The sequence below is a fragment of the Paraburkholderia sp. GAS206C genome (genome assembly GCF_050435645.1).
GTDB lineage: Bacteria > Pseudomonadota > Gammaproteobacteria > Burkholderiales > Burkholderiaceae > Paraburkholderia > Paraburkholderia phenazinium_B.
In genome coordinates this window covers 372025-396392 of the sequence record NZ_JBNDKR010000002.1, presented here as the reverse complement: position 1 = coordinate 396392, position 24368 = coordinate 372025, and the positions used below count along the sequence as shown (strand labels likewise).

General features: G+C 59.3%; 23 protein-coding genes and 3 pseudogenes. 19 read left to right on the top strand and 7 right to left on the bottom strand.

What is annotated here, in order from left to right; all coding sequences use genetic code 11:
- Window positions 1-736 precede the first annotated feature (736 nt).
- From P3T20_RS06190 to P3T20_RS06115, 16 genes and pseudogenes are all read left to right on the top strand, one after another.
- Entirely contained in the window at window positions 737-1096 is a 360-nt protein-coding gene (locus P3T20_RS06190; RefSeq protein WP_429286391.1) for a hypothetical protein, read from the top strand.
- Window positions 1097-1396: 300 nt separating this feature from the next.
- A complete protein-coding gene (locus P3T20_RS06185) occupies window positions 1397-1666 on the top strand; it encodes a hypothetical protein (RefSeq protein ID WP_429286390.1) in 270 nt (89 codons plus the stop codon).
- Window positions 1666-1992 (top strand): hypothetical protein, encoded by a 327-nt coding sequence (locus P3T20_RS06180; protein ID WP_429286389.1) that lies wholly within the window; start codon window positions 1666-1668, stop codon window positions 1990-1992. Before P3T20_RS06185 ends, P3T20_RS06180 begins: the two co-directional genes overlap by 1 nt.
- Before the next feature lie 914 nt (window positions 1993-2906).
- A complete protein-coding gene (locus P3T20_RS06175) occupies window positions 2907-4385 on the top strand; it encodes an AAA family ATPase (RefSeq protein ID WP_429286388.1) in 1479 nt (492 codons plus the stop codon).
- Window positions 4292-4867, top strand: a complete 576-nt coding sequence (locus P3T20_RS06170; protein ID WP_429286387.1) for an AAA family ATPase — start codon at window positions 4292-4294, stop codon at window positions 4865-4867. The genes P3T20_RS06175 and P3T20_RS06170 overlap by 94 nt, the downstream gene beginning before the upstream one ends.
- 1929 nt (window positions 4868-6796) lie before the next feature.
- A complete protein-coding gene (locus P3T20_RS06165; RefSeq protein WP_429286386.1) occupies window positions 6797-7213 on the top strand; it encodes a hypothetical protein in 417 nt (138 codons plus the stop codon).
- Entirely contained in the window at window positions 7198-7539 is a 342-nt protein-coding gene (locus P3T20_RS06160; RefSeq protein ID WP_429286385.1) for a hypothetical protein, read from the top strand. Before P3T20_RS06165 ends, P3T20_RS06160 begins: the two co-directional genes overlap by 16 nt.
- A gap of 77 nt (window positions 7540-7616) precedes the next feature.
- Window positions 7617-8606 (top strand): annotated as a pseudogene (locus tag P3T20_RS06155) (IS4 family transposase); the annotation flags it as partial.
- A 62-nt stretch (window positions 8607-8668) separates the two neighbouring features.
- A complete protein-coding gene (locus P3T20_RS06150; RefSeq protein WP_429286384.1) occupies window positions 8669-8968 on the top strand; it encodes a type II toxin-antitoxin system RelE/ParE family toxin in 300 nt (99 codons plus the stop codon).
- Window position 8969: 1 nt separating this feature from the next.
- Window positions 8970-9257: an addiction module antidote protein gene (locus P3T20_RS06145; protein ID WP_429286383.1), complete on the top strand. Its 288-nt coding sequence runs from the start codon at window positions 8970-8972 to the stop codon at window positions 9255-9257.
- A 243-nt stretch (window positions 9258-9500) separates the two neighbouring features.
- Window positions 9501-10013, top strand: coding sequence for a hypothetical protein (locus P3T20_RS06140; RefSeq protein WP_429286382.1), 513 nt, complete (start codon window positions 9501-9503; stop codon window positions 10011-10013).
- 159 nt (window positions 10014-10172) lie between these two features.
- On the top strand, window positions 10173-10568 hold the full coding sequence (locus tag P3T20_RS06135) for a hypothetical protein (protein ID WP_429286381.1): 396 nt from the start codon (window positions 10173-10175) through the stop codon (window positions 10566-10568).
- A 260-nt stretch (window positions 10569-10828) separates the two neighbouring features.
- The gene (locus tag P3T20_RS06130; protein WP_429286668.1) at window positions 10829-11323 is read left to right on the top strand and encodes a hypothetical protein; all 495 of its coding nucleotides are present in this window, start codon (window positions 10829-10831) and stop codon (window positions 11321-11323) included.
- Complete coding sequence (locus tag P3T20_RS06125) at window positions 11320-11592, top strand: hypothetical protein (protein ID WP_429286380.1); 273 nt, start codon at window positions 11320-11322, stop codon at window positions 11590-11592. The genes P3T20_RS06130 and P3T20_RS06125 overlap by 4 nt, the downstream gene beginning before the upstream one ends.
- A gap of 3 nt (window positions 11593-11595) precedes the next feature.
- Window positions 11596-12642, top strand: a pseudogene (locus P3T20_RS06120) (methyl-accepting chemotaxis protein); the annotation flags it as partial.
- Window positions 12643-12933: 291 nt separating this feature from the next.
- On the top strand, window positions 12934-14073 hold the full coding sequence (locus P3T20_RS06115; protein ID WP_429286379.1) for a LysR family transcriptional regulator: 1140 nt from the start codon (window positions 12934-12936) through the stop codon (window positions 14071-14073).
- Here the strand turns inward: P3T20_RS06115 and P3T20_RS06110 are convergent.
- Window positions 13960-15264 carry an Nramp family divalent metal transporter gene (locus P3T20_RS06110; RefSeq protein WP_429286667.1) on the bottom strand — a complete coding sequence of 435 codons (1305 nt, stop codon included), beginning with the start codon at window positions 15262-15264 and terminating at the stop codon, window positions 13960-13962. The genes P3T20_RS06115 and P3T20_RS06110 overlap by 114 nt on opposite strands.
- Before the next feature lie 162 nt (window positions 15265-15426).
- Window positions 15427-16683, bottom strand: coding sequence for a cupin domain-containing protein (locus P3T20_RS06105; protein ID WP_133891140.1), 1257 nt, complete (start codon window positions 16681-16683; stop codon window positions 15427-15429).
- A 334-nt stretch (window positions 16684-17017) separates the two neighbouring features.
- Between P3T20_RS06105 and tatA the strand changes: the two genes are divergently transcribed.
- The 3 genes from tatA to P3T20_RS06090 all read left to right on the top strand — a co-directional run bounded on the left by tatA (window position 17018) and on the right by P3T20_RS06090 (window position 19071).
- Window positions 17018-17239 (top strand): Sec-independent protein translocase subunit TatA, encoded by a 222-nt coding sequence (gene tatA, locus P3T20_RS06100; RefSeq protein WP_429286378.1) that lies wholly within the window; start codon window positions 17018-17020, stop codon window positions 17237-17239.
- Window positions 17240-17286: 47 nt separating this feature from the next.
- The gene (locus tag P3T20_RS06095) at window positions 17287-17883 is read left to right on the top strand and encodes a Sec-independent protein translocase subunit TatA/TatB (RefSeq protein ID WP_429286377.1); all 597 of its coding nucleotides are present in this window, start codon (window positions 17287-17289) and stop codon (window positions 17881-17883) included.
- A gap of 132 nt (window positions 17884-18015) precedes the next feature.
- Window positions 18016-19071 (top strand): hypothetical protein, encoded by a 1056-nt coding sequence (locus P3T20_RS06090; protein ID WP_429286376.1) that lies wholly within the window; start codon window positions 18016-18018, stop codon window positions 19069-19071.
- 19 nt (window positions 19072-19090) lie between these two features.
- On the opposite strand, the pseudogene P3T20_RS06085 reads toward P3T20_RS06090, so the two are convergent.
- From P3T20_RS06085 to P3T20_RS06065, 5 genes and pseudogenes are all read right to left on the bottom strand, one after another.
- A pseudogene (locus P3T20_RS06085) lies at window positions 19091-19662 on the bottom strand (GDP-mannose 4,6-dehydratase); the annotation flags it as partial.
- 274 nt (window positions 19663-19936) lie between these two features.
- Window positions 19937-20248, bottom strand: a complete 312-nt coding sequence (locus tag P3T20_RS06080; RefSeq protein ID WP_429286375.1) for a hypothetical protein — start codon at window positions 20246-20248, stop codon at window positions 19937-19939.
- Between the two features lie 483 nt (window positions 20249-20731).
- A complete protein-coding gene (locus tag P3T20_RS06075) occupies window positions 20732-21025 on the bottom strand; it encodes a hypothetical protein (RefSeq protein ID WP_429286374.1) in 294 nt (97 codons plus the stop codon).
- Window positions 21026-21270: 245 nt separating this feature from the next.
- Window positions 21271-21675, bottom strand: coding sequence for a hypothetical protein (locus tag P3T20_RS06070; RefSeq protein WP_429286373.1), 405 nt, complete (start codon window positions 21673-21675; stop codon window positions 21271-21273).
- A gap of 371 nt (window positions 21676-22046) precedes the next feature.
- The gene (locus P3T20_RS06065; RefSeq protein ID WP_429286372.1) at window positions 22047-24230 is read right to left on the bottom strand and encodes an alpha/beta hydrolase domain-containing protein; all 2184 of its coding nucleotides are present in this window, start codon (window positions 24228-24230) and stop codon (window positions 22047-22049) included.
- Window positions 24231-24368 lie beyond the last annotated feature (138 nt).

Sequence of the window (24368 nt, the reverse complement as noted above, 5' to 3'; positions counted from 1 at the left end):
ATGCGGTAGTGAAAACGTTGTTAGACGAAGGCACGTCAGTTGACGAATACAAAACGGCTTTTGTCCGATGCTCGATGAACCGCAAAAAGAAAACGGTTATCCGCCATCGTTGCTGACGGGCTATACGGGAAGCCGGTTTGCATGCCCGACGCAGGCAGGTTGCTTTCAATCCAGGCGGATCGCCTCAACGCCCGCGATGACCGCGAGTTACCGCTGCTCGGTCGCGCCGGGGTTGTGCTGGCACAGGAGGGTCGGCCGGCTCAAACCAGCGACCTGCGTCGATCGTGCATACCGAATCTGCATCGAAGAGGTGCCTGACGCGGCTTCCATTGCTGCTCCCCAATTTCCCCAACGGGACCGCTTTCGGGCTGCACGATCTGGACTTGCCTCGCATGACCGGACATGTGATCACCATAGGTTGGCGAATCTGCTCACTGGCGAAATCCGTGTGCGAGCGGTGTTCAAGGGTGCGCTGCGGATTCGCCCGGGCGTACCGCTCAACCGCCATAGTCAGGTTCTCTCAGGCCGCATTTCTTTCCTGCCCTGGCCACCCATGAGACTTGTTCTCTTTTCATCGTTTTGACGACACCGCAAACCATCTCGTTGCTGTGCAGACTGCTTTGCTTTCCGAAACGCTGTTGTTGACTTGCATTTTTGCCGGCGTACCTGAGACTGGGTTCGTGGGTTCGATCGACGAACGCACGATCGTGTTCTAACAACAGCCAGGAGAAATCACATGCAGAAACGTCAACGTTGCTCCCGCTTTTCTGTCGTCAATTCGGCTTACGCTGAACTGCCACGCCCGGTTCATTGGCTTATTAACGGCGTTGGCGTGCTCAGTCTGGCCGCTCCTCACGTCTTCTCATTGCTGTCGTGGTTTCTGATCACTTGGGGTATCGACACACTGCAGTGGGTCCTGGGACATGGTGGAAGAGGCGCCGTGTTCGTGCTTCTCGACATGCTGAAATTCGTTACGTCGGTGTTCACGTTGGCATTCGCCCTTGAGCTCTGGTCAAGCAGGGCTGAGTGGACTGAAGAGGTCTACCAGATTGTCGACGACAGTTGTGAAGAGTTCTCCAGCCTGTTTCGCCGATGAGCCCCGCTACCGGTCATCGCCCGGGTGGTTTCTGTGGCCGTGTAACACCGTATTCGCAGTCATTGACAGCGATGCCTGACGCTTTCGCGATTGCCGGGCGGCCCGGCTGTTCCGTTTGCGACTGTTTGATCTCTCGGGTTCACATGACACTGCGAAACGTGCGCCGACGAGCGCGTGCGTTCCGCTCATGCAAAAGGATTGACCATGAATTTTCTCATCCTCGCAAACGTTCCGTTCGATCGCGCACAAGAAAGCACTGCATCGTGCAGTAGCGTGCGGTCTCGCGGTTCGAGGTTCCTGTTGTTTGACGATCCGGCCCGGCTGCTAGAGGCATTGACCGTCCAGCGGATGGAGATTGTCACGATGCTTCGGGAAGAAGGCCCAATGACGGCGGAGTCGATCGCGTCGCTCCAGGCTCGCGAAAAGACGGCGGTCATGCGCGACCTGGAAGCCCTCCTCGACCTTGAAATTCTCGACCTCGACCGTGACGCAAGCTACCTGTTCGGTTTCAGCGGCATACGCGTCATATTGCAGTTTCCACATCGCGGACATAAGGAAAGGGGGGCCTGATGAACGCGGAACGAAAAATGCCATGCACTCCGAAGGACACAGGCGAAGTGCTGATCGTGCGACTGGAATATGAGTCGGTGGAGGAAGACGGAACTCTGCCCTGCGGAGCGTGCATCGACGTGGAAGGTGCGTATCGCGTCGGCACCGTACCGGAAAAAGGTGGTGCGGACGGATGTGGATCCGTCACTGCATATTGGGCGCTCTTTCTGTTCCCGCGTGACGCACTTGGCAATGTCGTCGGATGGCTGATGCTTGCTAACGATGCGAGCTCACTTCCTGACGCGTTGCCTGGAATTCACACCGCCGGAACACCGAGGCTACATTGAGGCAAGAGGTGGCGCCCCAGCAGCGATGTGTCTTTCATGATGTCTTGCAGGCAGCTTGCGCTTCTGTTGTTCCGATCCGCGTGGGTTGCACAGACCCGACCGCACGCCCTCCTGGCCATGTATGAATGGAGCCGTGACTAGACCTCAGGCGGAAGGTTCGTATCGGACGGTTGGCTCATCCGAACCGCGCAACACCATTATCGGTTGAAGCACCAACTCTGTGTCGCATCATGCTGGACGGTTTGGGCTAGCCGCTTCACCTGATGACGTTGTGCAAACGGGCTGCTTCTGTAGGCCGACTCTCTGAGCGGTTCACGGCAGCGCCTTCTGAATGCAACCGGAGCTCTTGTTCAGCCAGGTCCGCGAGTTTGTCAGGGGTTGTGTAGCGACCTCGATATGGGCGGCGCACCTGGTGCGCGAACAGACGCGCTGCAAGTGACCCCGTCGTTTGAACAGTGCCGAATTGGCATGTCAGATCAGATGGTGAACGTAAGTTATATAAATAGGAGTATTAAGGAAAATGAAGACATCCGTTTTTGTGGAAAACGGTGAGGAAGCCATCAGGATGAGCAGCGGAAGCTTACTGCCTTTATCCCGGCTTCGGTCCCCCTGGAAGTCATCGAACTCTGGCGCCAGCGACTCGCGAGCCATCTCAGACGTCGGATTGGTCGGCTGCGACACGCGGAAAGACGCTGGAAGCGGCGCAGACTTAAGCCGGTACGTCTCACCACACGCATGCGCACGCTAAAAAAGCGTATCAGAAAGCCGCTGCGACAGTGGAACCCGGTTCCGCGCCGCTAAAACTTGCCCGGCGCTGCACGACGTGCGCTGGCTCCGGGAACAATTGACGGCAACGGTAACGCTGCACGATGAGCGCTGCTGTTGGCCTCCGACATACCAACTGAGGTGAATCAATGAACGGGTTCAATCATCCCGCCTGCTTTGTGCTGCGCTGGCTCTTCGTGGGACTTTTTATGGTCGCCATTACGCATTCATTTACAGCGGGGCACCGGATGGGCTTTGATCCGTGCCGCGAGTTACTGGAACTTACCGTCATTGCGGCGGCAGCGGTGTGGGTGCAGGACCGGCACAGCTCGCGCTGGACGCTGGTTGCGGTCCTTATCCTGAGCGCGGGCATGCTGCGGCTCGTGATCGCCTCAAGCACGTTCAGCCGATACGGTGTGGCTATCTGGACCATGGCCGCCGTCGCCATGATGATGCGACGCAACTGGCGCAATGGGCGGCCCGGCTTGGACCGGACCGCTGCGAATACGGGGGCTGCGGCGCAGGCGCTACGTGATCCGGTGCAGGTACCGCAGCCGGCTTATTCGTTTGACGACAACGTGCGTCAGCCTCGCTACCGGTTTGCCGACCTGATCGGTATGGCTGAGACGAAGAGACGTTTACTGGCGGCTGGTGAGAGCATTATTCATGGCGCTCGAGACAAAGGAAATGGGGTCCTTCTATTTGGGGAACCCGGCAACGGCAAGACGTTTTTCGCGGAAGCCCTCGCTGGTGAACTGAAGGTGCCGTTCGTGGCAATCACCTATGGTGACCTCGCGTCGAAGTGGATCAACGAGACTCCGCAGAAGATCGACGCGATGTTCAGGGCTGCACGTCGCATCGGCGTATGCGTCCTCTTCCTTGATGAGTTTGACTCAATGGCGAAACCGCGTGACGATGGCTTGCGCTCGCACTCGATGGATACCGATGTGGCCAACGTGATGCTAACGAACATCACCAGCCTGCACGGTACGCAGGTGGTGCTGGTGGCAGCCACAAATTTCATCGACAGGCTTGATCGTGCTGCGATCCGCGAAGGGCGCTTCGATTTCAAGATTGAAGTGCCGGCACCCGATATGGAAGCGCGTGTGGCAATCCTGCGCAGGTCGATCGGCGAAAGCCTTGGTTTTTCGGTGGTGGATCCCGTCGTGGTCACGAGTCTGGCAGAGCGTTGGGACGGCTTTAGCGCAAGCCGCCTCGCGAGCGTGGGTGGCCAGTTGGCGGACATGAGCAGGGACGGCAGGTTTCGGGTGGGCAGGGTGACGTTTGAGCTGGGGATGCAGGCGATGCGATTGCTGCAGGGTCGCAAGGGCAGGCTGCCGGTGGGCGTGAAGTCCATTGAGGAGATCATCATGCCGGCTGAGTCACGCGACGTTCTACGTGATATGGCTTACAAAATGCAGCAGGTCCATAACCTGGAGAAGATGGGGGGCAGCCTCCCCTCGGGCGTGATCTTCTTCGGCCCTCCGGGCACCGGCAAGACGGAAGCAGCGATGGCGATCGCTCAGGCGAGCGGGTGGGGTTCCTGTCGACCACAGCCGCCAGACTCATCGGCAAGCCGGGTGCGTGGGGCGAACTGGTGCGAGAAGCCAGCGATATCCGTCCCGTGATTGTGTTCATTGACGAGGCGGACCCCGTGCTGCTGGAGCGTCGTTACTCGAACGTTGAGGTTTTGGCTAACGAGATCCTCACGTCCTTGAGTGGCGCCCAAGGAAAGGCTCGTGACGTGATGTATATCGCGGCGACCAATCACTACGATCGCCTGGATAAAGCGGTGCTACGTGGTGGACGCTTCGAGGAGAAAATCCGCTTCGACGTGCCGGAGCGCGAGGACATGCGTCTGTACGCGAACCGGAAGCTGGCGAACATGACACGTAACAGATATACCGTCGCTTCGGCGTGCTCGATCGCTGCGTCGTGGTGCTTGACGGCAGGTCGATTGCAGACGCCGACGCGGTTATCGCAAAAACAATCAATATTGCCGCCGTTCGCGCACTGCGGGGGAGCAGTCGCACAGTTGCGCGTCAGCGACGTGTCTGTCGCGGCGCGCACGGTGTTTGCCGAGAACGTCGATACATCGGCGACGCGTTGATATGCAAGGCCACACCTTTCGGCTTCCGGGCGTGCCATTAGCTGCGGTTCGAGCTTCAGCGCCGGAACTGACCACTGTACGTGTCGCTGGCCTGATCGTATTTACGGAAACGGCGATGGCTTCTCCCAGCACAGGCCCCGGGGTTGTGGCGCTTCATCCGATCCGCCCTCACGCAGGCATTTTGGGCAGGGCAGGAAAATGGCGCGAGCCCCCTATGGATCCGGCGTACTGTTCCTTGGCGGTACATCCGGCGAACAGGCGTCGAGTCGATATCCACGTCGTGCCGTGCCAGGGCTCACGGCACCGTCCTTACGGTACTGACTGTCGTGCACTCAAGGCAATGCCACGTGTAGTGAGTCGCCGTGACGGCGCACGCACGGCTCCAGCCAAACCGCTGTATAGCACCTTGCTTCGAGATCGGAAGCGTCGGGCCACGATCCTGAACCAGGGCGACGCGCGCGTGCATTTGCGTCTGGCAATCGGTGGCAGACACTTGAATTGCGACAGGCAGTGGGGCGTCCACTATCTGATGATCGCATTCCATGTGAAATATAAATCGGAGTCCTTATGAAATGTGTTCGTAGGTTGTGGGGGTATTTTTTTCGCCACGACGATCACGATCTGTCACTGCTGATGCTTGCGGTTGCGGCCGCAGCGTCTGGTAGCGGCATCGTTGCTGCAGCGCTATGGATTTCGCATTCCCCACCGGCATTGCCGACGGTGAATTCCGCGTACCAGACATGCCTCAAAAGCTGCTCGAAGGTATGTGGCGAATACATTCGCTAGCAGCGGCGTCACATGAAAATTTTCCAATCCGTCGAGGATAAATCATGCAAAGTGTTCGAAAGTACTGGTATGTCTTCTGGACAGAGTGCGGCGCCTTGTTTCTTGATTGCATCCGGCCCTTGATTGACTTTGTGCGCTGGCTGCGAGGCAACGGATAGCGTGTAGTTCCGCCATGTAGAGTCCGCACCATACGCGGTGCGGACTCTACATGGTCTATTGGCATCGCAAGCGCAAACGTGCCGCCATGCACCGGCCGTTTGCAGTCCGGGACTACGCGGGGACACGCGTTGTTGCTGATTGACAGCTTTGACACTTTTGCGCCCCTGCGATTTCGCGGCCGTAGTCACAGCAACACTGGCGGGCGGGGTGCGCTTGCCCGCGGCTCTTCCCCCTGAAGAGAAAGCGGCGGCTTTGCGATGTGTGCTCGCTTGGCCCGCGCCTGACTTGACCGCTGCTTCTCCGAACTTGCCGACTCGTGTTTGCCGGTACGTCGCAGCTCTCCGGTGTGAGCCGCTCTTACTCAGACCTTGCAAAAGTTCACCCCGCCGGTCTGGGCAGGTTGCCGCCGGGCGCGATAACTAACCCGGGCCGAAGCGGGGCGACGCCTTGGGTTAGCCCGATTCGATGTACCCCCGGCACCTCGTGATTTCTCGATCGCCGAAACCGCCTGCGGGTTTGTGGGTCCCAGCCACATCGGAGTAAATGGCACATCTGCATGGCCGTCAAAGTAGGCCGCCGGGCACGTGGCCTTTGATATGGAACCGTTAAAAAGAGGGGGTGACCCAGCTATGGTCCCCTACGGGGCCAGACTGAATCTGTACAGCAAGGCAGTTCGATCTCCTTGCCCAGCAAGGGCCGCTTGTCGCACCGTGCGACAGGGAAAGCGTACCGACGCTCCACGCAATCGAAGTTAGTCCGGGTGAACACGCGCCATGGGCAATCCGCCTACCCTACGAAGTACCGATTTCGAATGATGTGACCCCATATATCGGGGTATCCGGAAGCGAGCCAGCTGTGCAGTGGCTTGGGGCATGCCGCGGATATATCAGGTGCCGTTAGCACACGATGAGGACCGCAGGAAACCGAAAAGCACCCCAAAGTCGGTACGCTTTCATAAAAATTTTTTTCAAATCTTCCTTCACAATGGATTTCAACCGGGCGACTCTCCACCCGGTCACCGAGATCTGGATCTCTTACCAAGTCAGTGAGGACTACGAAATGGAAATGAAAGGGAAAATCGATGAGCATGTTCGCTTCCTGCAGGTGCTGAACCACATGCGAAAGCTGGACCGTCCAATCGTCAGGCGGCCATTGCCGCGTGCGCTCGCCGAGCTGTGCGCACGCGACGATGCGGCCACGACGCTTCACGGGCAAACTGAGTTTTCCGAGCGGATCAGGCGGGTCGAGAACGAAGCGGCACATATCCGCTCAACGCGCGAGTATGCCGAAGCGCAGAATGACTGGCGGGCTCCCTGCTTCAATCAGGATACCGGTTGGGGGACGCGGGTCGTCCTGTCCAGAGTGAAGTGGACGATGAGGGGGGGATGGATGGGATCGTGATTGCCATAAGTCCGCATTCACTTGTGGCTACGCCATTGTTGACAATCCAGCGTGACGATGAAGGAAATTCTCTTGGCGAGCTCCTGCGCGACGCATTGAGTGAGCAACTCGCCTTGCATGAAAAAGGGCCTTTCGAGAGTCGTGCGATTCCCGTTCCGAGCGCGGCAAACCCGCTATCGCTATGTATTGTCTGGCCACAATCGACGCAGCCTGAGATCAAAGACATCGCGGATGTGATTCAGGCAGTTCTGAACGACAAGGCTATCGAGGCCGCATATTGTTCAGTAATCGATAGCGCAAGAAGGCGTGCGCCCTCCGTCGAGTAATGCGTGTCCGGGCACGTACGGGGTCCGCGTGAAGATGGCGCCTTCGGCCACGACCCCGCTTGAGGCTGTGCCCGGCCTGGAAGTGGCGCGGGCGCCCGGTCAAGCTGGTTGACGGTACAGGGATCTCGATGCCCGATACGCCGTCGAACCAGGCCCGCTTCGCGCAGGCCAGTTCTCAGGCCGAAGGGGTGGGATTTCCGTTGGCCTATCTGGTTGCGGTGATCTGTCTGGCAAGCGGCGCAGTGCTGCAGGCGGCGCTGGGCACTTACGCGGGCAAAGGCAGCGGGGAGCTGACGGCGTTTCGCATGCTGCAAGACACATTTCGTCGAGGTGACGTGATCGTCGCCGATGCGTTGTATTGCCACTACTTTCTGATGGCCTCAATGATCGCCGCCGGGGCGGATGTCGTGATGGAACAGCATGGGGCACGCCGCACCGATTTTCGGCGAGGCAAGTCCCTGGGCACGCGCGATCACATTGTGACGTGGCCCAAACCCCGGCAGTGCCCCGCCTGGATGACGCGTGATCAGTACCAGGCCTTCCCCGATGAACTGATGGTGCGCGAATGCAGACTGCATCACCGGGTACTGGTCACCACGATGCTTGATGCACGCAAGACCAGCAAACAAGACCTCTCGCAGTTGTATGCCAGGCGTTGGAACGTGGAACTGGATCTACGTAACATCAAGACGACGATGGGCATGGATGTGCTGCATTGCCAAACTGCCCACATGAACGAGAAGGAGATCTGGGTCCATCTGCTGGCCTACAACGTGATTCGGCTGCTAATGGCCCAGGCTGCCAGCCACTACGCCACCGATCCGCGAACACTGAGTTTCAAGCACGCCGTGCAGCTATGGACTGAATGGCTGGCCAGGGGGCTGACGGCAACTCACGGCCAGAGTCTCCTGTTCAGGCTGATCGCGCAGGCTCGCGTTAGGAATCGCCCCGGTCGTATCGAACCACGAATGCGAAAACGAAGACCGAAGTCTTATCCATGGCTGAAAGAGCCTCGTCACATCGCACGCGAGCGCGTCCGAAAATATGGGCACGCTCCTCGGGCTTAAGTAAGTGCCATTCTGTCTAGGGGCGACTTGACACGCAGTAGTTTATAAACTACAATGATGTTATGGCAATCGAGATCAAACAGACCGAAACGTTTCGCTTGTGGGAGTCCCGGCTCAGGGATCGACGGGCGCGAACCATGATCGCGGCCAGGGTGTTTCGACTGGCCCAGGGACTCTCGGGCGACATAGCGCCGGTCGGAGAAGGGGTGAGTGAATTGCGGATTCACTACGGTCCTGGCTATCGTGTCTATGTGCACCAACGCGGCAACACACTAGTCGTGCTGTTGTGTGGTGGCGACAAGAGTACCCAGGCACGCGACATCGCTACGGCGAAAAAACTGGCTCAGGAATGGAGCAAATGAAATGGCCGAAAAACTGACTACCTACGACCCGGCTGTTGCCCTGGTTGATAACGAAGAAATCGCGGCTTTCATGGCCGATGCATTTGAGACGGGAGACGCCGGTTACATTGCGAAGGCGCTCGGCGTTGTGGCGCGCGCCCGAGGGATGGCACAGATTGCTAGCGAGACTGGTTTGTCGCGCGAGCAGCTTTACCGCTCATTTAGTGAAAGTGGCAACCCAACCTTGAAAACGACGCTTGCGGTCATGAAGGCACTCGGGATTGACCTGACTGCGAAAGTCCACGCCTGACCCGCGCGCGGACTCTTGCTTCCTTTCTCTGCAAGGTCAGGGCGTTCGCATACCACGATCGCTTCGCGCGCACCGTCGCGCCCGGATCGAGGCGCTCTCCCCACGCGTCAGCGTGGGGAGAGCGCCGCCCCGGCGCATCGCGCAGGGGCGATCCGGTCGAGTCGAGTTCAACCAGCCCACACGGATGTCCGATGCCGCCAGGCAGGCGTTGCTGCGCGCTTTCATTTTGTTAAGGAATCCTCTATGCCAGCCATCGCCATTCCAACGACGGTCGAGAGCACGCCCACCACCTTCACGCCTGCGTTCACCTTCATCGCGCAGACCAATGACTTCGACGACGTCTTCGCATGTGCCGCGATGCTTTCGGGGAAGACAATCGAAGAAGTGCGGGACATCGCTATCGCCAAGACAAAGCATCCCGCGCGTGGGCCTTACTACCTCGGCGAGACACAGATTGCAGCGCTGCTTGCCCAGTTGGGGGTCGTCGCGACGGTGTACAAGGAAATCGGTCGTGTGGCGGATATGCCCGACGTTGCCTTCCTGATGGTCAACTACAACGCCGACATGGAGGTTGGCCGACACGTGCTGTGGCATCGCGCAAAGGCAAGGCACGCCTCCGGCTCGACAATCGAGTACGCACTTGATCCAGCGCCTTGGTGTAAGCCGGCTGACCGCGTTCGAACGAACTTCAAGAATATCGCTGGTCACTGGGCAATCGGAATTCATGCCATGAACACCAAAGCGGCCGGGAAGTAGTCGCGCCGCCAGAGCCGAAGATGCAAGGTCGAACCAGCTGGCCGTACAGCACGGCTCACGCATCCTGTCAGCGTATGAAATCGCAGGGGAACGGGTGTGGCTCATCACCGAAGCCGACCGCAGCGCGACAACGCTGCTGTTCCCGTCGGAGTATTGACCATGCCAACCATACCAACGACCGTGACCATGATCGGAGCCGGCTTCGTACCGGCTTACCGACACGTGCAGCAGAGGGGCGACTTCGATTGCGCGTTCGCGGTCATTGCCACGATCTGCGATACAACGCTCGAAGCGGTGCGCGATGTCGCAATCGAGCGGTTTGGGCATCCGGGGCGCGGCCCTTACTCGACATCGGGCGAGTTCGTCGCCCAGCTACTCGCGCGCTACGGTTACGCCACCGGCACATGCGAAGAGGCGGCATCGGTCAGCGAGGTACCCGATCTGCCGATTGCCATAGCGAACTACGACGAGCGCACCAACCTCGGTCGACACGTGCTGTTCCACCGTGCTCGCGCTGGCCACGACCAAGGCATCGTCGTCAAGTACGTGATTTAGGCTTTAATCGGAGCCGGGTGTCAATTGTCGACGGTAGGCATCGAACTCTATGCCTTCATCGATTTGGGATATACCCATTGCAAGATCGTGGTTGGGGACAAGGCGCTTGCTGCCGTCTCAACTCTTGTTTGACAGGCCAGTGTTTGAGCAAGCCAATCAACGATAGATCGGAAAAGCGCAATGAGATACATGGCTGCTGCGTGATCCGAAGTAATAGGAAAAGCTTGAGGGTGCTATGGGATGGCTAGAGTCCTTGGTGTATTGGGCATTTCGTCATCTCAGTACCGACCCAGAACGAGGTGTCGGCACAGGAATTTGCGTACGACGGATACAAGATTCAAACCGTTCGCAATGTGAGTCAATCGGAATTTCAGGCGAAGGTTGCGGCCCGGGAGAATGAACTACGGACGAAAAGACGTGTCGGCTCCAGCAATGGCAACGCTCAGACAAAATCCTCCGGGTTGCAGTTGGCCGAATCGCCGGACCAGAACTCGCGCATACTTGCCTTTAGCGGTGTTGAGGTCCCGAACGTTGAGCTCTCGTTTGACGTCGAAGGGTACGCGCGTGCCGGCTCGAACATGTATATCTTGCGGACCCAGGCAGATAGTGATTACCTTCCCAAGCTGATGCCGAAGGACGGGTCGCTTTTCAGGGACGTGCGCTATCGCGACGATCAGACTGTGCCGACGGAGAAGGGGTTTTGTTTTGACGGCGGTTACATTACCGGTGATACCAGCGCATGCAGTCCGGCATGAAGCACCAGGTCGAGCGAATCGAAGCAGGCGACATCAAAGGCGGAGCGGAGGTTAATCGGCTTGAAGTCAAAGAGAATGCCAATCAGGTGTTCAGCATATTGACCACGATGAAACAGCATGTGCAGTCCGCTGCACAGGCAAAGCTCATTGACGAGCAGACGGCCGCGAGTCACCTGCGCTTTCTATCTATTGCGATCGTGGCTCTTGTATCGCTGCTGGCCATGATCGTTGGTATTCGTGTTGTTCGCTCGGTAACAACGGCGCTGTAAACCGCGCTTGATGTCGCAAATCACATCGCGACCGGAAAGCTCGGCAATGAAATTGTCAACGTTTCACACGACGAATCCGGGCAACTTCTGGATGCGCTAAAGAAAATGGACCGGCAACTCAGCGATACGGTGCGCGGAATCAAGGCCACCACCGAATCGGTCACGGTGGCCTCGCGTGAAATCGCCAGCGGCAATACCGATCTCTCCGCCTGTACGGAGCAGCAGGCGAGTTCACTGGAAGAAACCGCGGCCAGCATGACGCAGTTGACCGAAACGGTAAAGCAGAACGCTGACAACGCCCGCCAGGCGAACTCGTTGGCCACCCTTGCCACGGACATGGCCGATGCAGGTAACGACTCGGTTCAGTCCATGGTCGGGACAATTGGGGAGATCAGCAGCAGTTCGAGCAAGATTTCCGAGATCACCGGTGTGACTGAAGGCATTGCCTTTCAGACGAATATTCTCGCGCTGAACGCTGCTGTTGAAGCAGCGCGTGCTGGTGAGCAGGGCCGAGGCTTTGTTGTCGTAGCCAGTGAGGTTCGCAGTCTGGCTCAGCGTTCGGCCGCCGCTGCCAAGGAAATCAAGGAACTGATCAGTTCTTCCGTGACAACGATCCACGAGGGCGCGCAGCAGGCAACAGAAGTGAGCGCCACGATGGGCCGGGTCAAGCAGGCGATCAAACAGGTTTCGGATATTGTCGGCGAGATCGCCGCAGCGTCCGAAGAGCAAAGCCGCGGCATCGAACAGGTCAATCAGGCCGTCAGCCAGATGGACGAAGTCAGGCAACAGAACGCTGCGCTCGTCGAGCAGGCTGCCGCCGCAGCTCAGTCACTTGAAGAGCAGGCGATCAGTCTGAAGGATGCCGTGGCCGTGTTCAAGGTAGCCGATACGGGGCAATTCGCGTCACACGTCGCGATTCCGCAAAGCAAGCCTCGTCTGCCCGCGCCCAAGGTTCCTCGCGTGCGTCCTACGGAGCCGCAAAAGCCGAAGGCTGACAGGCACGCTGCTACCGTTGAGGATACCGGAAAGGCGGACTGGGAAACATTCTGATCTGCAGTGGTCCACACACGTGCGCTCGATACCGAAGTACCTGCCATCCGGGCAGCTTACCGAAGGGGCGTTGTCTACGCCGGAGATCAGGGTGAGTGGCAACTGACCGCGAGGTTTGGTAGTCCGTCAACGCTGATATATGCACTGTTAAATCATATTCTACGAGTCGCGATTACAAACGTAACACGCTGTTGCATGCGGCAATTCGCCGCCGAGGCTAAACTGCGACGCAGTGCCTCCGGAGTTTGTTGGAGGAGTCAATATGTTCCAATATAGGAGACATGACTTCATATGAAAAATATAACAATCAGACAACTAAAGGCTTTCGAAAGCGTTGCGCGCAATCTGAACTTTTCCCGGGCAGCCGAAGATTTGCACCTCACGCAGCCGGCCGTGTCGATGCAGGTGAAGCAGGTGGAGGATCAAGCGGGGTTGCCGCTGTTTAGCCATGTAGGCAGGCGGATCCTGCTCACCGAGGCTGGCAAGCTGCTACTGCGTCATAGCATGGTGATTCTGGCGGATCTGAAAGCCGCCGAGCAGTCGATAGCGAACCTGCGGAGCGGCGACGCGCAGCGTCTGCGGGTTGGACTGGTTACCTCGGGCAGCTATTTCTTTCCGCGTCTGATCGGCGCATTCATGCAGGGCAGGAGCCATATCGATCTCGACCTGACGGTGCGTAGTCGCGATCAGCTCATCGGCCTGCTGCGAAGCGACCAGATAGATCTCGCCGTGATGGTGCACGCGCCAGATGACCCGGCCATCCTGGCCGAGACGTTCGCACCGAGTTCCTTCGTCCTGGTATCGGCCCCGACACACCCGCTCGCTGACGAACAGGACATTCCCTTTGCGCGCATCGCACTCGAATGCCTGATCGTCAGGGAGAGCGGTACCGACACGCGCAGTGCTGCTAACGATACGTTCCGCAGCCGTGCATCGTCGCCGCGTTTCATGGAGATCGGTTGCGCCGAAGCGATCAAGCAGTCGGTCATGGCAGGCATGGGTATCAGCTTTCTGTCGGCGCAGGCGGTTCAGTCCGAAGTACGCGCTGGTTTGCTCAAGGTACTCGATGTGCAGGGTTTTCCGCTTAAGCGCCACTGGTGCGTGGTCCATCGCGCGGACCGCCATCTGCCACCCTCGGCCGTCGATTTCCGGCAGTTTCTTCTCGACGAGGGCGGCGAGCGGCTCGAGCATTTCACGGGGATCGACAAGGTGCATACGGGCATGGATCTTCCACCTCCTGACGGCGCGACTCGAGAAACACAAACGATTGCCACCATGAGCGCCCGCCACGAGGTCGCCCTTCGCACCCGTGCACTCTTACGAGACGACGGATTGCCAGATAAGCATCACGTTCAGGGCCAGAATCACGCCGGTGGCGACGACGGCAGTGCCGGTCAGCTTGCGGCCCGCCGTAAATCCGCCCATCACTGAGCGCCGCGACGAGAGGACGACGAGTGCGACGAGCGGAACCGGCAGGATGATGCTCAGTACAATCTGGCTATCGATCATGGCGTTCATGGGATTGCACGTCATACAGACGATCACGGCCGGCACCATCGTGATGAGGCGTCGAAGCAGTACCGGTGTCTTGAATCCGACAAAGCCCTGCATGATGTTCTGGCCGGCCATCGTGCCCACGACAGAACTGGAGATGCCCGACGCCAGCAGCGAGACGAGAAACAGCGCGGCCGCACCGGCGCCCAGAACGGGAGTCAGGGTGTGATAGGCCACCGCGATGTCGGAAATGCCTGGCGCCTTCTTGCTGAAGACGGAAGCGGACATGGTCACCATCGCCAGATTCACGAAGCCAGCGAAGCCCAATGCGATCACCACTTCGCGGTTCGAAAAACGCACCAGCTTGCGGCGTTGATAATCGTTGCGTGCGGGCGCGCGGTTCTGCGTCAGACCCGAGTGCAGGTAAATCGTATGCGGCATGATGGTCGCGCCAACGATACCCACCGCGAGCATCAAGGCATTGTTGCCGTGAAGATGGGGCACGAAAGTATGAAAGATCGCGGCATGCCAGTCAGGCGGCGCAATGACAAGCTCGCACAGATAACTCAGACCGATAACGGTGATCAGTGCGGCGATGACGATTTCGAGCGGACGGAAGCCTTTTTTGTCGAGCGTCAGGATGCCGACCGTGATGACGCCCGTGATTAGCAGACCCCATCCCATCGCCAGATGGAAAAGCAGCGAGATGCCCATCGCCGCGCCCATGAATTCGGCCAGATCGGTCGCCATGGCGGCAATTTCCGAAGCGATCCACATCCCTATGACGAGCGGACGCGGAAACTCGTCGCGACACAGCTCTGCGAGACTGCGGCCGGTTACGATGCCAACCTTCGCAGACATCGCCTGAAACAGCATCGCCACGAGGCTCGAGACCAGCACCACCCAAAGCAGTTCGTACCCGTAGGTCGAGCCGGCCTGGATGTTGGTCGCAAAGTTGCCCGGGTCCATGTAGCCGACCGAGGCGATCACCGCGGGACCCGCGAATGGCAATAGAGCACGCACGCCGCGACGGTTGTTGTCGAGCGTGTCGCGCATCGCCGTGACCGTGTCGGCCGTAGCTTCGCCAGAAAGAGCGTAGCTGGCGGTTCGTTTAATTGCCATCAACATGATGAGCGCCTCTTCACGGTGCTGCGTGGTATCGATAGGGACCGACTGCTTCTGCCCGGACATCGGAGCGGGACTGCATCGAATCCGGGTGGGGCGCCGCAGGCCCGCAGTTCTGATTGAACCCGCGGGCGCACGGCGCCAGTTGCTGCAGGACTGTCGTACTTACGCAATCACGTCGCGGCGCTGCTTCAGGTTGTGGATCGCGTCAAGGGTTTCATCGTCGACGCGCAAATGCTCCTTGAGCATTTGACGCGGCACATTAGCCAGCCACTGGGACAGGGTCACCTCCGAGAAGTGGTCCGACTTGAAAATCTCGACGAACACGAGATCGTCCTTACCGGTGTTCTTGATGTAGTGACCGAGGTTTTTCTCCACGTAGCCCACGTCTCCCGGGTTGAAGTCCACCGTCTGTGCCGCAGGGCCCGTATTGAACACGGTCATGCGGCCGGTGCCCTTGATGAAGTACTGCCATTCATCGTTGTCCGGGTGCCAGTGCAATTCACGCAGACCACCCGGCCTCACCGTCACGAGTGCGGCTGCCACGGTCTTCGAAATCGGGAAGTTGCGGCTGTCGACAATGCGTACTTCGCCGCCTGCGCTCGAAATGGTCGGCGCCATCGAGCCCATACGGAAAATAGACGGGTGATCCGGGCGGCCTGCCGGCGACGCACAGTACTCCTGATCTGCTGCGAGGGGACCGGCCTTTGCTCCCTGATAGATCCACAGCTGGTCGAGCGGGATTTCCTTGAATTTCTCGGCCGGCACACCGAAGTTCTGGGCCAGAATCTCCGGCGGGGTGTGCGCGAACCAGTCCGTTACCATCAGCGTGTTGAATTCGCCAGCCGCGCCGTTATCGAACGCCAGCACGAATTCGCCGCCGTTGTCGCCCAGCCCTTGCAGCGAGTGCGGAAGACCCGGCGGGAAGTACCAGATGTCGCCGCTTTGGACATCGGCGACTTCAGCGCGGCCCCTGGTATCGATGGTCGTGATACGAACCTCGCCGCTGACCATGATGGCCCACTCGGCCTGCTGGTGCCAGTGCAGTTCACGCACGCCGCCCGGTCCGAGGCGCATGTTCACGCCGGCGATGTCCTTTGATACAGGGAACGCCTTCGTCGTCACTTCGCGTGCCCAGCCACCCGCCTGAATGCGCTTGTGCGCTTCGTTGAACGATGCCCACGGAATCGGCATGCCGCCGACATCGGTGGGTGGCGGGTTGTTGAACGACGGCAAAACGTCGCGCAGTTGCGGATTCTGCGGACCGGGCTCGGAAATCGCAGCAGGCGTCGAGTTGATACTTCCTTGCGCAGGACGATCCGGGTTGCCGAATTCCGCGGCTTTGGCAGCTGCCGACGCACCGAGTGCGACCGCCCCTGCGGCTGCTCCGGCCAGGACACTGCGACGTTTCATATCAGTCATGCTTTCTTCTCCTAACTATCCGTTTTTCGTCAATTCCTGGTGACCGGGATGAAGTCCCGTGTAACGCAGGATGCAGGGCAGAACCGGCGAGCTTCCGTGTTGCAGTGAACCGTCGGTCGACATGAGGCTCACTGCACGGGCGGGACCGTCGTCATTCGTTCCGTGGCGCAAATATTAAAAAGTTGGTGCACGAATAACCAATCAGGAATTATTGCGGAAGCTATAAGCACGTTTGATACACGGCCGATGCAAATCGCCTTACGATCTGCGCCTGACCTGTAGCACTCAGGTGTGGTTGGCGGGTCGGTTCCATGCAAACGAAAGGAGTGTGATTATGGGTAGCCTCAGCATTACTCACTGGCTGATCGTTCTGGCGATCGTCGCGCTTGTCTTTGGTACAAAGAAGATCCGCAACCTCGGTTCGGACGTGGGCGGCGCAATCAAAGGCTTCAAGGAAGGGTTGCAGGAGAGTGAAGCCGTTGCGGCGCAGACGGCCCCGATTCCTGCCGAGCCTGCTATCGACGCGCAGACGCGTCGTACTGCTTCGCAACAATGAGTCCGTTGGCCTGATTTTCAGTCCAGCAACGTGGAGATACGGTTGCCATGCTTGATTTCGACATTTCCAAACTGGCCGTCATCGGCACTGTCGCGCTGGTGGTGCTCGGGCCGGAGAGACTTCCCCGCGTTGCGCGTACCGCCGGCACGCTGCTAGGACGGGCGCAGCGATACATCGCTATCGTGCAGGCGGAAGTGGATCAGCAGATCCGGATGGACGATCTGCGCAAATTCAAGGACGGTGTCGAGCGGGCTGCCGGCGATATGCAGACTACCGTCGACCGTACCGTTCGCCAGCATGTGGGCGAACTGCAGGCGGGCGTCAATGCTGCGGCGGCAGATCTCAACGAAGGCTTGTCCGGCGTCTACCTGCCGTCGGTCCACGAAAGTGCAGGTGATTTGCAGAGCGAATTATTCAAGGCTCGACCGCCGTCGTTGCCGGTTTCGGTGCAGGGCGCAAGCTCGAACCATTCGGCTGGCTGGGTGGCGGATCTGCCGGTCGCGCCGAATTCTACCGGTCGGCGTGTGCGGGCGAAGTGGCACGGTACGGCATCAGCAGGCCGACGTGGCGCCGTCAAGCGCAGTCGCATCGTCTCGACGGCCGCCAGCAAGGCCATGGGGCGGGATGCTGACCGATGCGCGTAAAAAGAACCCCACCCTGGTAATCCTCAAGCCGGTGTTCGATTGTGGAAATGATATATTTGGTAAGGTTTTCCGGAATGTCTATTCCGGCTAAAACAGTCCACAAACATAACACTAGGCCCGTGGCCGAGAAAAATGAAAAAAGTCAGTCGGCCAGGGGTTGCTATCGCGGTTGTTTTGTCGGCTCTGCTGATGGGGTGTGGCCCGGGAGGCGGAAGCAGCTCGCCTCCGGCTGCTAACCAGGCAGCGTTGAGCGCGGATCAGAAAGCATTCGAACAGTTCACGTTAGCGCCGAATGCCTCATACGACATCGAATGGTCGTTGCCGGCTTCGGGGACACCAGTGAGCGGCACCAATTTTCTGTTTCAATCGCATGCGTCGATTGCCGCGTCGCCGTCCACCGCTGGGGCGCAGCAACTGAACGGCACCCCGCCGGTGTCGATTGCCAATTCGCTGACTGTTCCGAGCACCCTTCCGGTTGGCCGGTATTTAATCAACGGTGCAATCTATGTAGGCTCTGGATCGTTGAACTCTGTGAATTACCAAGGCACTGGCATCAAGGTCAACAGTCTCGCCGTCGATGGCGTGACGGTTGTCGATAGCCAACTGCGCAGCAATCTCTCAGTGGTCCCCTTGAGCGGAGCCGTCGCGGCCGCTCCGAGTGATCTGGCGCAATGGTTCAATGCGCTTTACTACAACCCGTCGCTGCTCAGTGCGTCGGCGGTCTGGGGGGCGGGTGCCGAATATCTGAAATACACCTCGACTGAGCTCGCCGATACCTACACGGTAGAGGATTTCACCGGTACCACGACGGGCAACACGCCAACGCCGGTCGTGACGGGTACGACGATCGCAACGTTGATGGCCGCGGGAGGCATTGCCTCAAGCGAGGACGGCACGACCTACACGCTGATTAACGGCAGTGTGGTGTCGGTCGGCGGCGTCACGACGTATGTCGCTTCGGTGGTGCGCCCCGATTTGACGATGCCCGCCTACAGGACCTATTACGAGCTCTATGGCAATGTGTATACGGGTAGTCTCGTGAAGGCGGGGACCGTACTGGGTGGCAATGTGTATCTTGTCGCCGCACCCGGTACGCTCACCGGCTATACACTCGACTACTCGCAGCAATATCAGATCCGTTTGAACGCCGCAGCTGTCGCCAGCTTGCACACAGCCTTGACGTTTTAAGAGGGCTTGCGGGGGGCGCTCAGGCAAAGCCGTGGGGATTCTTTTCCTGCCAGCGCCGGTGGTCCACACACATGCGCTCGATACCGAACTGCGCCTGCCATCCGAGCAGCTTCGCTGCGGCTGCCGGATTCGCATAGCAGGACGCCACATCGCCGGGGCGCCGCGCCACGATCTCGTACGGTACGGGGCGGCCCGAAGCCTTCTCAAGCGAGCGCACCACGTCGAGCATGCTGCACCCCTGATCCGTACCCGGGTTCACAACAAAACTCGCGTCCTGTTTCACCCGCGTATCGAGTGCGGCCAGGTGCCCACGCGCCAGATTGACCACACGAATGTAGTCGCACCGGTGCCATCCGGAGTGTCGTAGTCGCCGCCGAACACGGGAAGCCTGCCGAGCTTGCCGACAGCGATCCGCGCTACACACGGCGGCAGAGTGCTCGGAATGCCAGCCGGATCTTCGCCAATCAGCCCGCTCTCACGCGTACCCTCCGGATTGAAATAGCGCAGCGTCGCGCTGCACCGGCTGGCACCCGATACGTCGAGGTTGCGCAACGACTAGTTGACGATCAGCTCCGCCCGCCCATGAGGACTGTTCCTCCCGGCGCAGGCGCCAACATCATTGCGGAAGGAGGCGGCACGGCGATCGTGCAACCCGTGAGGCAGGTCGCGATGACGGCTGCGCCAATGCTCAGGGTAGACTTCAGTTGCTTGTTCATAGGATCTCTCCGGTTTCATGCCTGATGACAGGCGGTTAAGTGAGGAGAGAGCGCCTGCGCTCTGATGAGTGAATCTCAGCAGAACGCAAAGGTGCTTGGCCGCGGGCCTGATCTGCCCACGCGCGCTGTGAAAGGGCGCGTGGGTCCGGTCAGGAGTCGTGCCGCCAGCTCGGGGCAACGCCAAGTCGCGAGTCGGCTCGCCGGTTCCGGATGCGAAGCGCGGCGGCGTGTGCCTCCTCGAGGGTGGCAAAGTTTGCAGTTTTGACAGCCGAACCTCGCACCTTGATCAGGCCGTCGGTTCCAGGCGTTCTGTCGTCAGCCGATCCACCGAAGAACGGATCACCTCTGCCGTGGTATTCGATTACGATCATCGAGACGGGTTTTGCTGGCCACGAGGCATTGAACTGATCGACATAGCGCGAGTCGGTCAGGTCCGGTGCGGCGGTTTCGTTGCTGGTCATGAGAGTTCCTTTATGGTGCCCGGGTGGACGTGGAGAAAGGAAACGCAGAGCATTCGGGGGGGCGGCAGGCCAGTCGGATGTCGCTGCACGGCAGCCCGTACTCTCCGAGGAGGAGAGGTGGGGCGTGATGGCGGGCGGTGGAGAGGCCGCTAAAGATTGCAGGGTGCAGACAACGTCCCGGACTCACGGAAGGCGTGTCAGGGCGTATAGACGTGAATTCTCTGTCCGTGACCCGTCCAGCCGAAGGACATGACGCTGTAGAGTTGATCGCCTTCCGTACGGGGCTGTTCTTTGCGCCCCGGAAAGATCGACTGGTTAAATTACGCCGCAAAAATTCCTGCGGCTTTATGCGGATTCGTCGCGTCGACCATGCGTTCGACACGAACGGTATGGTTCTCGTCGGTATAGGCTGAGACGCGATGGGTTATCGTGTTGCGCGGTGAGATGCTGCCGGAACCGGTGCTTTGTTTCAGCGAAACATCGTCAGTCGCCAGATTCTCGACAACCTTGTGGGTCGCGCAATGACGCAAAACGCGCACGACTTCGTGCGTTGCGCGGGACTGTCGCGTCAAAGTTCCGGGAAATGCGCTCGGCGAACTCGACGAGTGAGAGATGCTCGTTGCGTTCGATCAGAAAGCCGTAGGCGCTGAACGCGTACTCAAGCGTGTCGCGTTCGTCCCGCGAAGTCGCACCGAATTGCGCCGTGACCTTACCTGCGACAGTCCGGGCAACAGACTGTTGAACCTCGCGAGTGGCGGCGTACTGTTGCTTATCCATGATTCCTCCTTGGTGCCTTGAACAGGCGGTTTGAAAGGAGGTCGTACTGCTACGGTGAAGGACATGCCTCAGCGGAGCAGGGGAATTTGCGTGGGGGGGTGTTTCAGAATCCGCTTTCCACGCGTGGCGTCTGGAAAGGACGGAATGCGATGCGCTCTGCTGACGGCTTCCCAGCGGAACGATCGTGGAATGCAACGCCGCGTGCGCGGGCCGTTGCGAAGATGATAAAAAATGATCCTGCCGATCTAACGGCTGCTTTGGTTGTAAGACGAGGCCTTGATCGTTGGCAAGGGGGAGTTCTGCGTGCCGCGGGCCGGTTGTTCAGGGGTCGCGCGGGGCGCGTGTGGACGTCGTGCGCCACGCACCCACCGCACGTCAGCGGGACGCACCGGTTGCGAAAGCGAACCAGCTTTTTCGCGACGTTCAGCGCCGCTGCCAGTGTGACCGCGCTCGTCGGTGCACAGACAGTACAGCGCGCTTGAGGAAAGAAGAAAGACAAGCAGCGTGGTCACTGCGCACGTCGCGTGGACGTCGGACTGGCCGTACACAGCGATTACCTCCTCTATGAGCGCGACGGAGACAGTGAGCGAAATCAACATCGTGAGAGTGAGAAACAGCGGCAGTAATCTGAGCAGTTTTTTGAGCAGCATGCCCTATCCGACTTTCATTTGAAGGGTGACAACCGGGCGCTGTATGCCCAGAGGAGTCGGGCATACAGCGACACCATCACGTACAGATCCTATGCACCGAGCAGTGCACCTTCACGGCTGCGCAGGGTCTCCTGTGTGAGCGCTGGCTAGCCTGATAGCCCGACATGGATTTGACAGGAAGATTTTATGAAACGCCTTGTAGGACCTGGATTGCTCGTCCTGGCGATCGCGTCGGCTTCTCTTTCGCGGATGGAGAAAGCACCAGTAAATTCTGAAGCGGAAGTTACGAGTACAGCGATTCCTTCATCGCCAAGCCCGTGCTGCTGCTCACAGGCACGCCAAGCGTCAATCGCGTGGCGTGCCTGTACACCTCAGAATGTGTACGAACCGTACACCGGACTACTGATCACCGTGACGGGCGCCTGGGCATTCGTAATATACGTCTGCACATCAGCCGGCAACAGCAGCCGTTGCGCTTCGAGTGCCTGGGCAGCCGCCGTGACCGCCGCGACGTAACCTGCATGCGTACCGTAGCGTTCGACGAGCGACGGCCGCGGATCGCCGATGGCGGTGCGTGCCGCCGCCGTCGGTGCGAACGGAATCAGCGAACCGGTCGATTCACAGCCGTCGTTGCCGCCGAAAGCCGCGCTACGCAGGTTCCATCCCGTCGTCGTCGCGACCGGTGCCGCCACGGGCGGCAAACGGATGCCGGCCACCTCGTTGCCGTCCGAATCGACCGTCGAGACGAACGACGGATAGACTTGCCCGGTCGCTTGCGGCGGATTGATGCTCATGATGCCCATCGACGAAAACTGCGGCCCGAAGTTGAAGCGGTTTCGCACGGTAACGAGGCCCGTATACAGCACCCCGGGAATCGTCGGCCAGTTGAGCGTGCTTTGCGCAATCGTACCGATGCCGAGCGGCGAGAACGGCCCCGTGCTCGTGAAAATGGCCGTACTGTTGCTGCGGCTCGGGACCGCGCTGGCGGGCGGCTGGGTACCATCGATCCACTGATCCAGATCCTCGAACAACGCGCGCAGCACCGGATTCGGATCGGTGGAATTGCCAAACTGCTGGCAGATGCCGAGCGAATTGGCCGGTGCGCCGCTGGCGTGCTGCAAGCCTGACAGCAGATAGTTGCGCACGTTCACAGGATCGGGGATGTCGTTGCCCTGCAGGTCGGTATGCAGCAGCGAACCCGCCTTCACCCAGTATTCGTTCGCCGAATCGATGTTCATGATCAGCGGACAGGTACCCGTCGCTGTGCATTTCATGTCGCGTCCATCCGTTTTGCCGGTGAACGGATCGGTGAGGGTCGAATATGAGAACGGGAAGCTCGCCTCGGCATAGAGGTGGTCCTGCCGGTTGCGCTCGGTCGGCTGGGTGTGCGCGAAGCGCACGTTCATGTCGACACCATCGCCAGCCCCCACCCAGTTGAACACACCGTCGAACGCCTTGTTGCCGGGCACGGCCTGATTAAAGCCTAACCAGATGAAGTCGTTCATGGTCCGGGCGGGCTGGGACAGGCTCCAACTGACGATGCGTGAGGGTGGTTGGCCCGCCAGCGGGTTCGGCGTGCCGAGCGTATCCGGTTGCCCACCGCGCAGGAACGAGGCGAAGTCACGAATCGAGGCGAAGCCGATTCCCGCCACGTACGGGTCTTTGGCCGTGTACTGGAGTTCGTAGATCGCACTCTGCTGGAAAGGCGTGGCCGCCGGAAGCAGCGCAATGCTATTCGGCGCGGTGAAGGTCCAGCCGGACGAAGAGACGGGTTGCGGTGTGTCGGTCAAATGCTGCCTGACCGTGAGCGTCGCCTGCGTGGTGTCCGTGCTATTCGCGTTATACGGCAGCGTCATCGAGGTCGTCGTCGCATCGTCCGTTTCGAGGTATTCGTAATCCGGACCGGTGATCGACGAGCCGCTGGCATTCTTCGCAATCGGCAGACTGATCCGCAGCAGGTTGTCGGCCGAATCGAGCTGCACGGGCTGGCCAGTAGGCGCGACGCCCGGATCCCAGCCGGTCCATACCAACGTATAGCCCTGATTCATCAGGAACGCGTTGCCGGCGTCCGCGGCCGTGGTCGGATTGTTGCCACCCGATGACTCGTCGAAGGCACCAAACATCTTGCTGCCGCGGTTTTCAATTTCGTAGAAAACCTTGTGATTGCCCTTGCTGAGATCGACCGGCCGCAGGACGTAGAAGTCCATCGAGTATTCGACCATGCCACTCGAATCGCGCGGCGCCAGATTGATGTCGACGATGCCGGAGTTATGAGGATCGGCAGGATTGAGGCGACCGAACGCAATACCGCGTATTTTTTCGTAAGGGCCGACGCTGCCGAACGATTCGCCACCGAACGTAGGATTCTGGCTGGGGCCGTTCGGATCGCTGCTCGAATTGATTACGATCTTATAGATACCCTGACTTGCCGCGACCGGGGTCTGTCCAGCGCCGGGAGGCCCATTGACGGTGCCGCCGCATCCGAACAATGCCATAACGCACAAGACGGCCAGCAACGGGCCGCGCGAAAGCGCGGCCCGTGAAATTGCACCCATGTTATGTCTCCAGTGTTGTTGATCTCTCTGTTGCTCAACATTGGTCGTGCGCTGGCAGATGACATGAGCGTCGACCGCTGGCAACGGTTATTGCCTGTCCGACTTCGGATGAAGGACATCCTCGTTGCACACGGCCGC

What these genes read in the sequence shown, in the direction of transcription:
- P3T20_RS06135 (WP_429286381.1), top strand. Translation starts at nt 10,173, where the DNA reads ATGCCAACCATACCAACGACCGTGACCATGATCGGAGCCGGCTTCGTA.
- P3T20_RS06090 (WP_429286376.1), top strand. Translation starts at nt 18,016, where the DNA reads ATGAAAAAAGTCAGTCGGCCAGGGGTTGCTATCGCGGTTGTTTTGTCG.
- P3T20_RS06075 (WP_429286374.1), bottom strand. Translation starts at nt 21,025, where the DNA reads ATGGATAAGCAACAGTACGCCGCCACTCGCGAGGTTCAACAGTCTGTT.
- P3T20_RS06125 (WP_429286380.1), top strand. Translation starts at nt 11,320, where the DNA reads ATGAAGCACCAGGTCGAGCGAATCGAAGCAGGCGACATCAAAGGCGGA.
- P3T20_RS06080 (WP_429286375.1), bottom strand. Translation starts at nt 20,248, where the DNA reads ATGACCAGCAACGAAACCGCCGCACCGGACCTGACCGACTCGCGCTAT.
- P3T20_RS06175 (WP_429286388.1), top strand. Translation starts at nt 2,907, where the DNA reads ATGAACGGGTTCAATCATCCCGCCTGCTTTGTGCTGCGCTGGCTCTTC.
- P3T20_RS06070 (WP_429286373.1), bottom strand. Translation starts at nt 21,675, where the DNA reads ATGCTGCTCAAAAAACTGCTCAGATTACTGCCGCTGTTTCTCACTCTC.
- P3T20_RS06065 (WP_429286372.1), bottom strand. Translation starts at nt 24,230, where the DNA reads ATGGGTGCAATTTCACGGGCCGCGCTTTCGCGCGGCCCGTTGCTGGCC.
- P3T20_RS06105 (WP_133891140.1), bottom strand. Translation starts at nt 16,683, where the DNA reads ATGACTGATATGAAACGTCGCAGTGTCCTGGCCGGAGCAGCCGCAGGG.
- P3T20_RS06110 (WP_429286667.1), bottom strand. Translation starts at nt 15,264, where the DNA reads ATGTTGATGGCAATTAAACGAACCGCCAGCTACGCTCTTTCTGGCGAA.
- P3T20_RS06180 (WP_429286389.1), top strand. Translation starts at nt 1,666, where the DNA reads ATGAACGCGGAACGAAAAATGCCATGCACTCCGAAGGACACAGGCGAA.
- P3T20_RS06115 (WP_429286379.1), top strand. Translation starts at nt 12,934, where the DNA reads ATGAAAAATATAACAATCAGACAACTAAAGGCTTTCGAAAGCGTTGCG.
- P3T20_RS06145 (WP_429286383.1), top strand. Translation starts at nt 8,970, where the DNA reads ATGGCCGAAAAACTGACTACCTACGACCCGGCTGTTGCCCTGGTTGAT.
- P3T20_RS06160 (WP_429286385.1), top strand. Translation starts at nt 7,198, where the DNA reads ATGGATGGGATCGTGATTGCCATAAGTCCGCATTCACTTGTGGCTACG.
- P3T20_RS06140 (WP_429286382.1), top strand. Translation starts at nt 9,501, where the DNA reads ATGCCAGCCATCGCCATTCCAACGACGGTCGAGAGCACGCCCACCACC.
- P3T20_RS06190 (WP_429286391.1), top strand. Translation starts at nt 737, where the DNA reads ATGCAGAAACGTCAACGTTGCTCCCGCTTTTCTGTCGTCAATTCGGCT.
- P3T20_RS06165 (WP_429286386.1), top strand. Translation starts at nt 6,797, where the DNA reads ATGGATTTCAACCGGGCGACTCTCCACCCGGTCACCGAGATCTGGATC.
- P3T20_RS06150 (WP_429286384.1), top strand. Translation starts at nt 8,669, where the DNA reads ATGGCAATCGAGATCAAACAGACCGAAACGTTTCGCTTGTGGGAGTCC.
- P3T20_RS06095 (WP_429286377.1), top strand. Translation starts at nt 17,287, where the DNA reads ATGCTTGATTTCGACATTTCCAAACTGGCCGTCATCGGCACTGTCGCG.
- tatA (WP_429286378.1), top strand. Translation starts at nt 17,018, where the DNA reads ATGGGTAGCCTCAGCATTACTCACTGGCTGATCGTTCTGGCGATCGTC.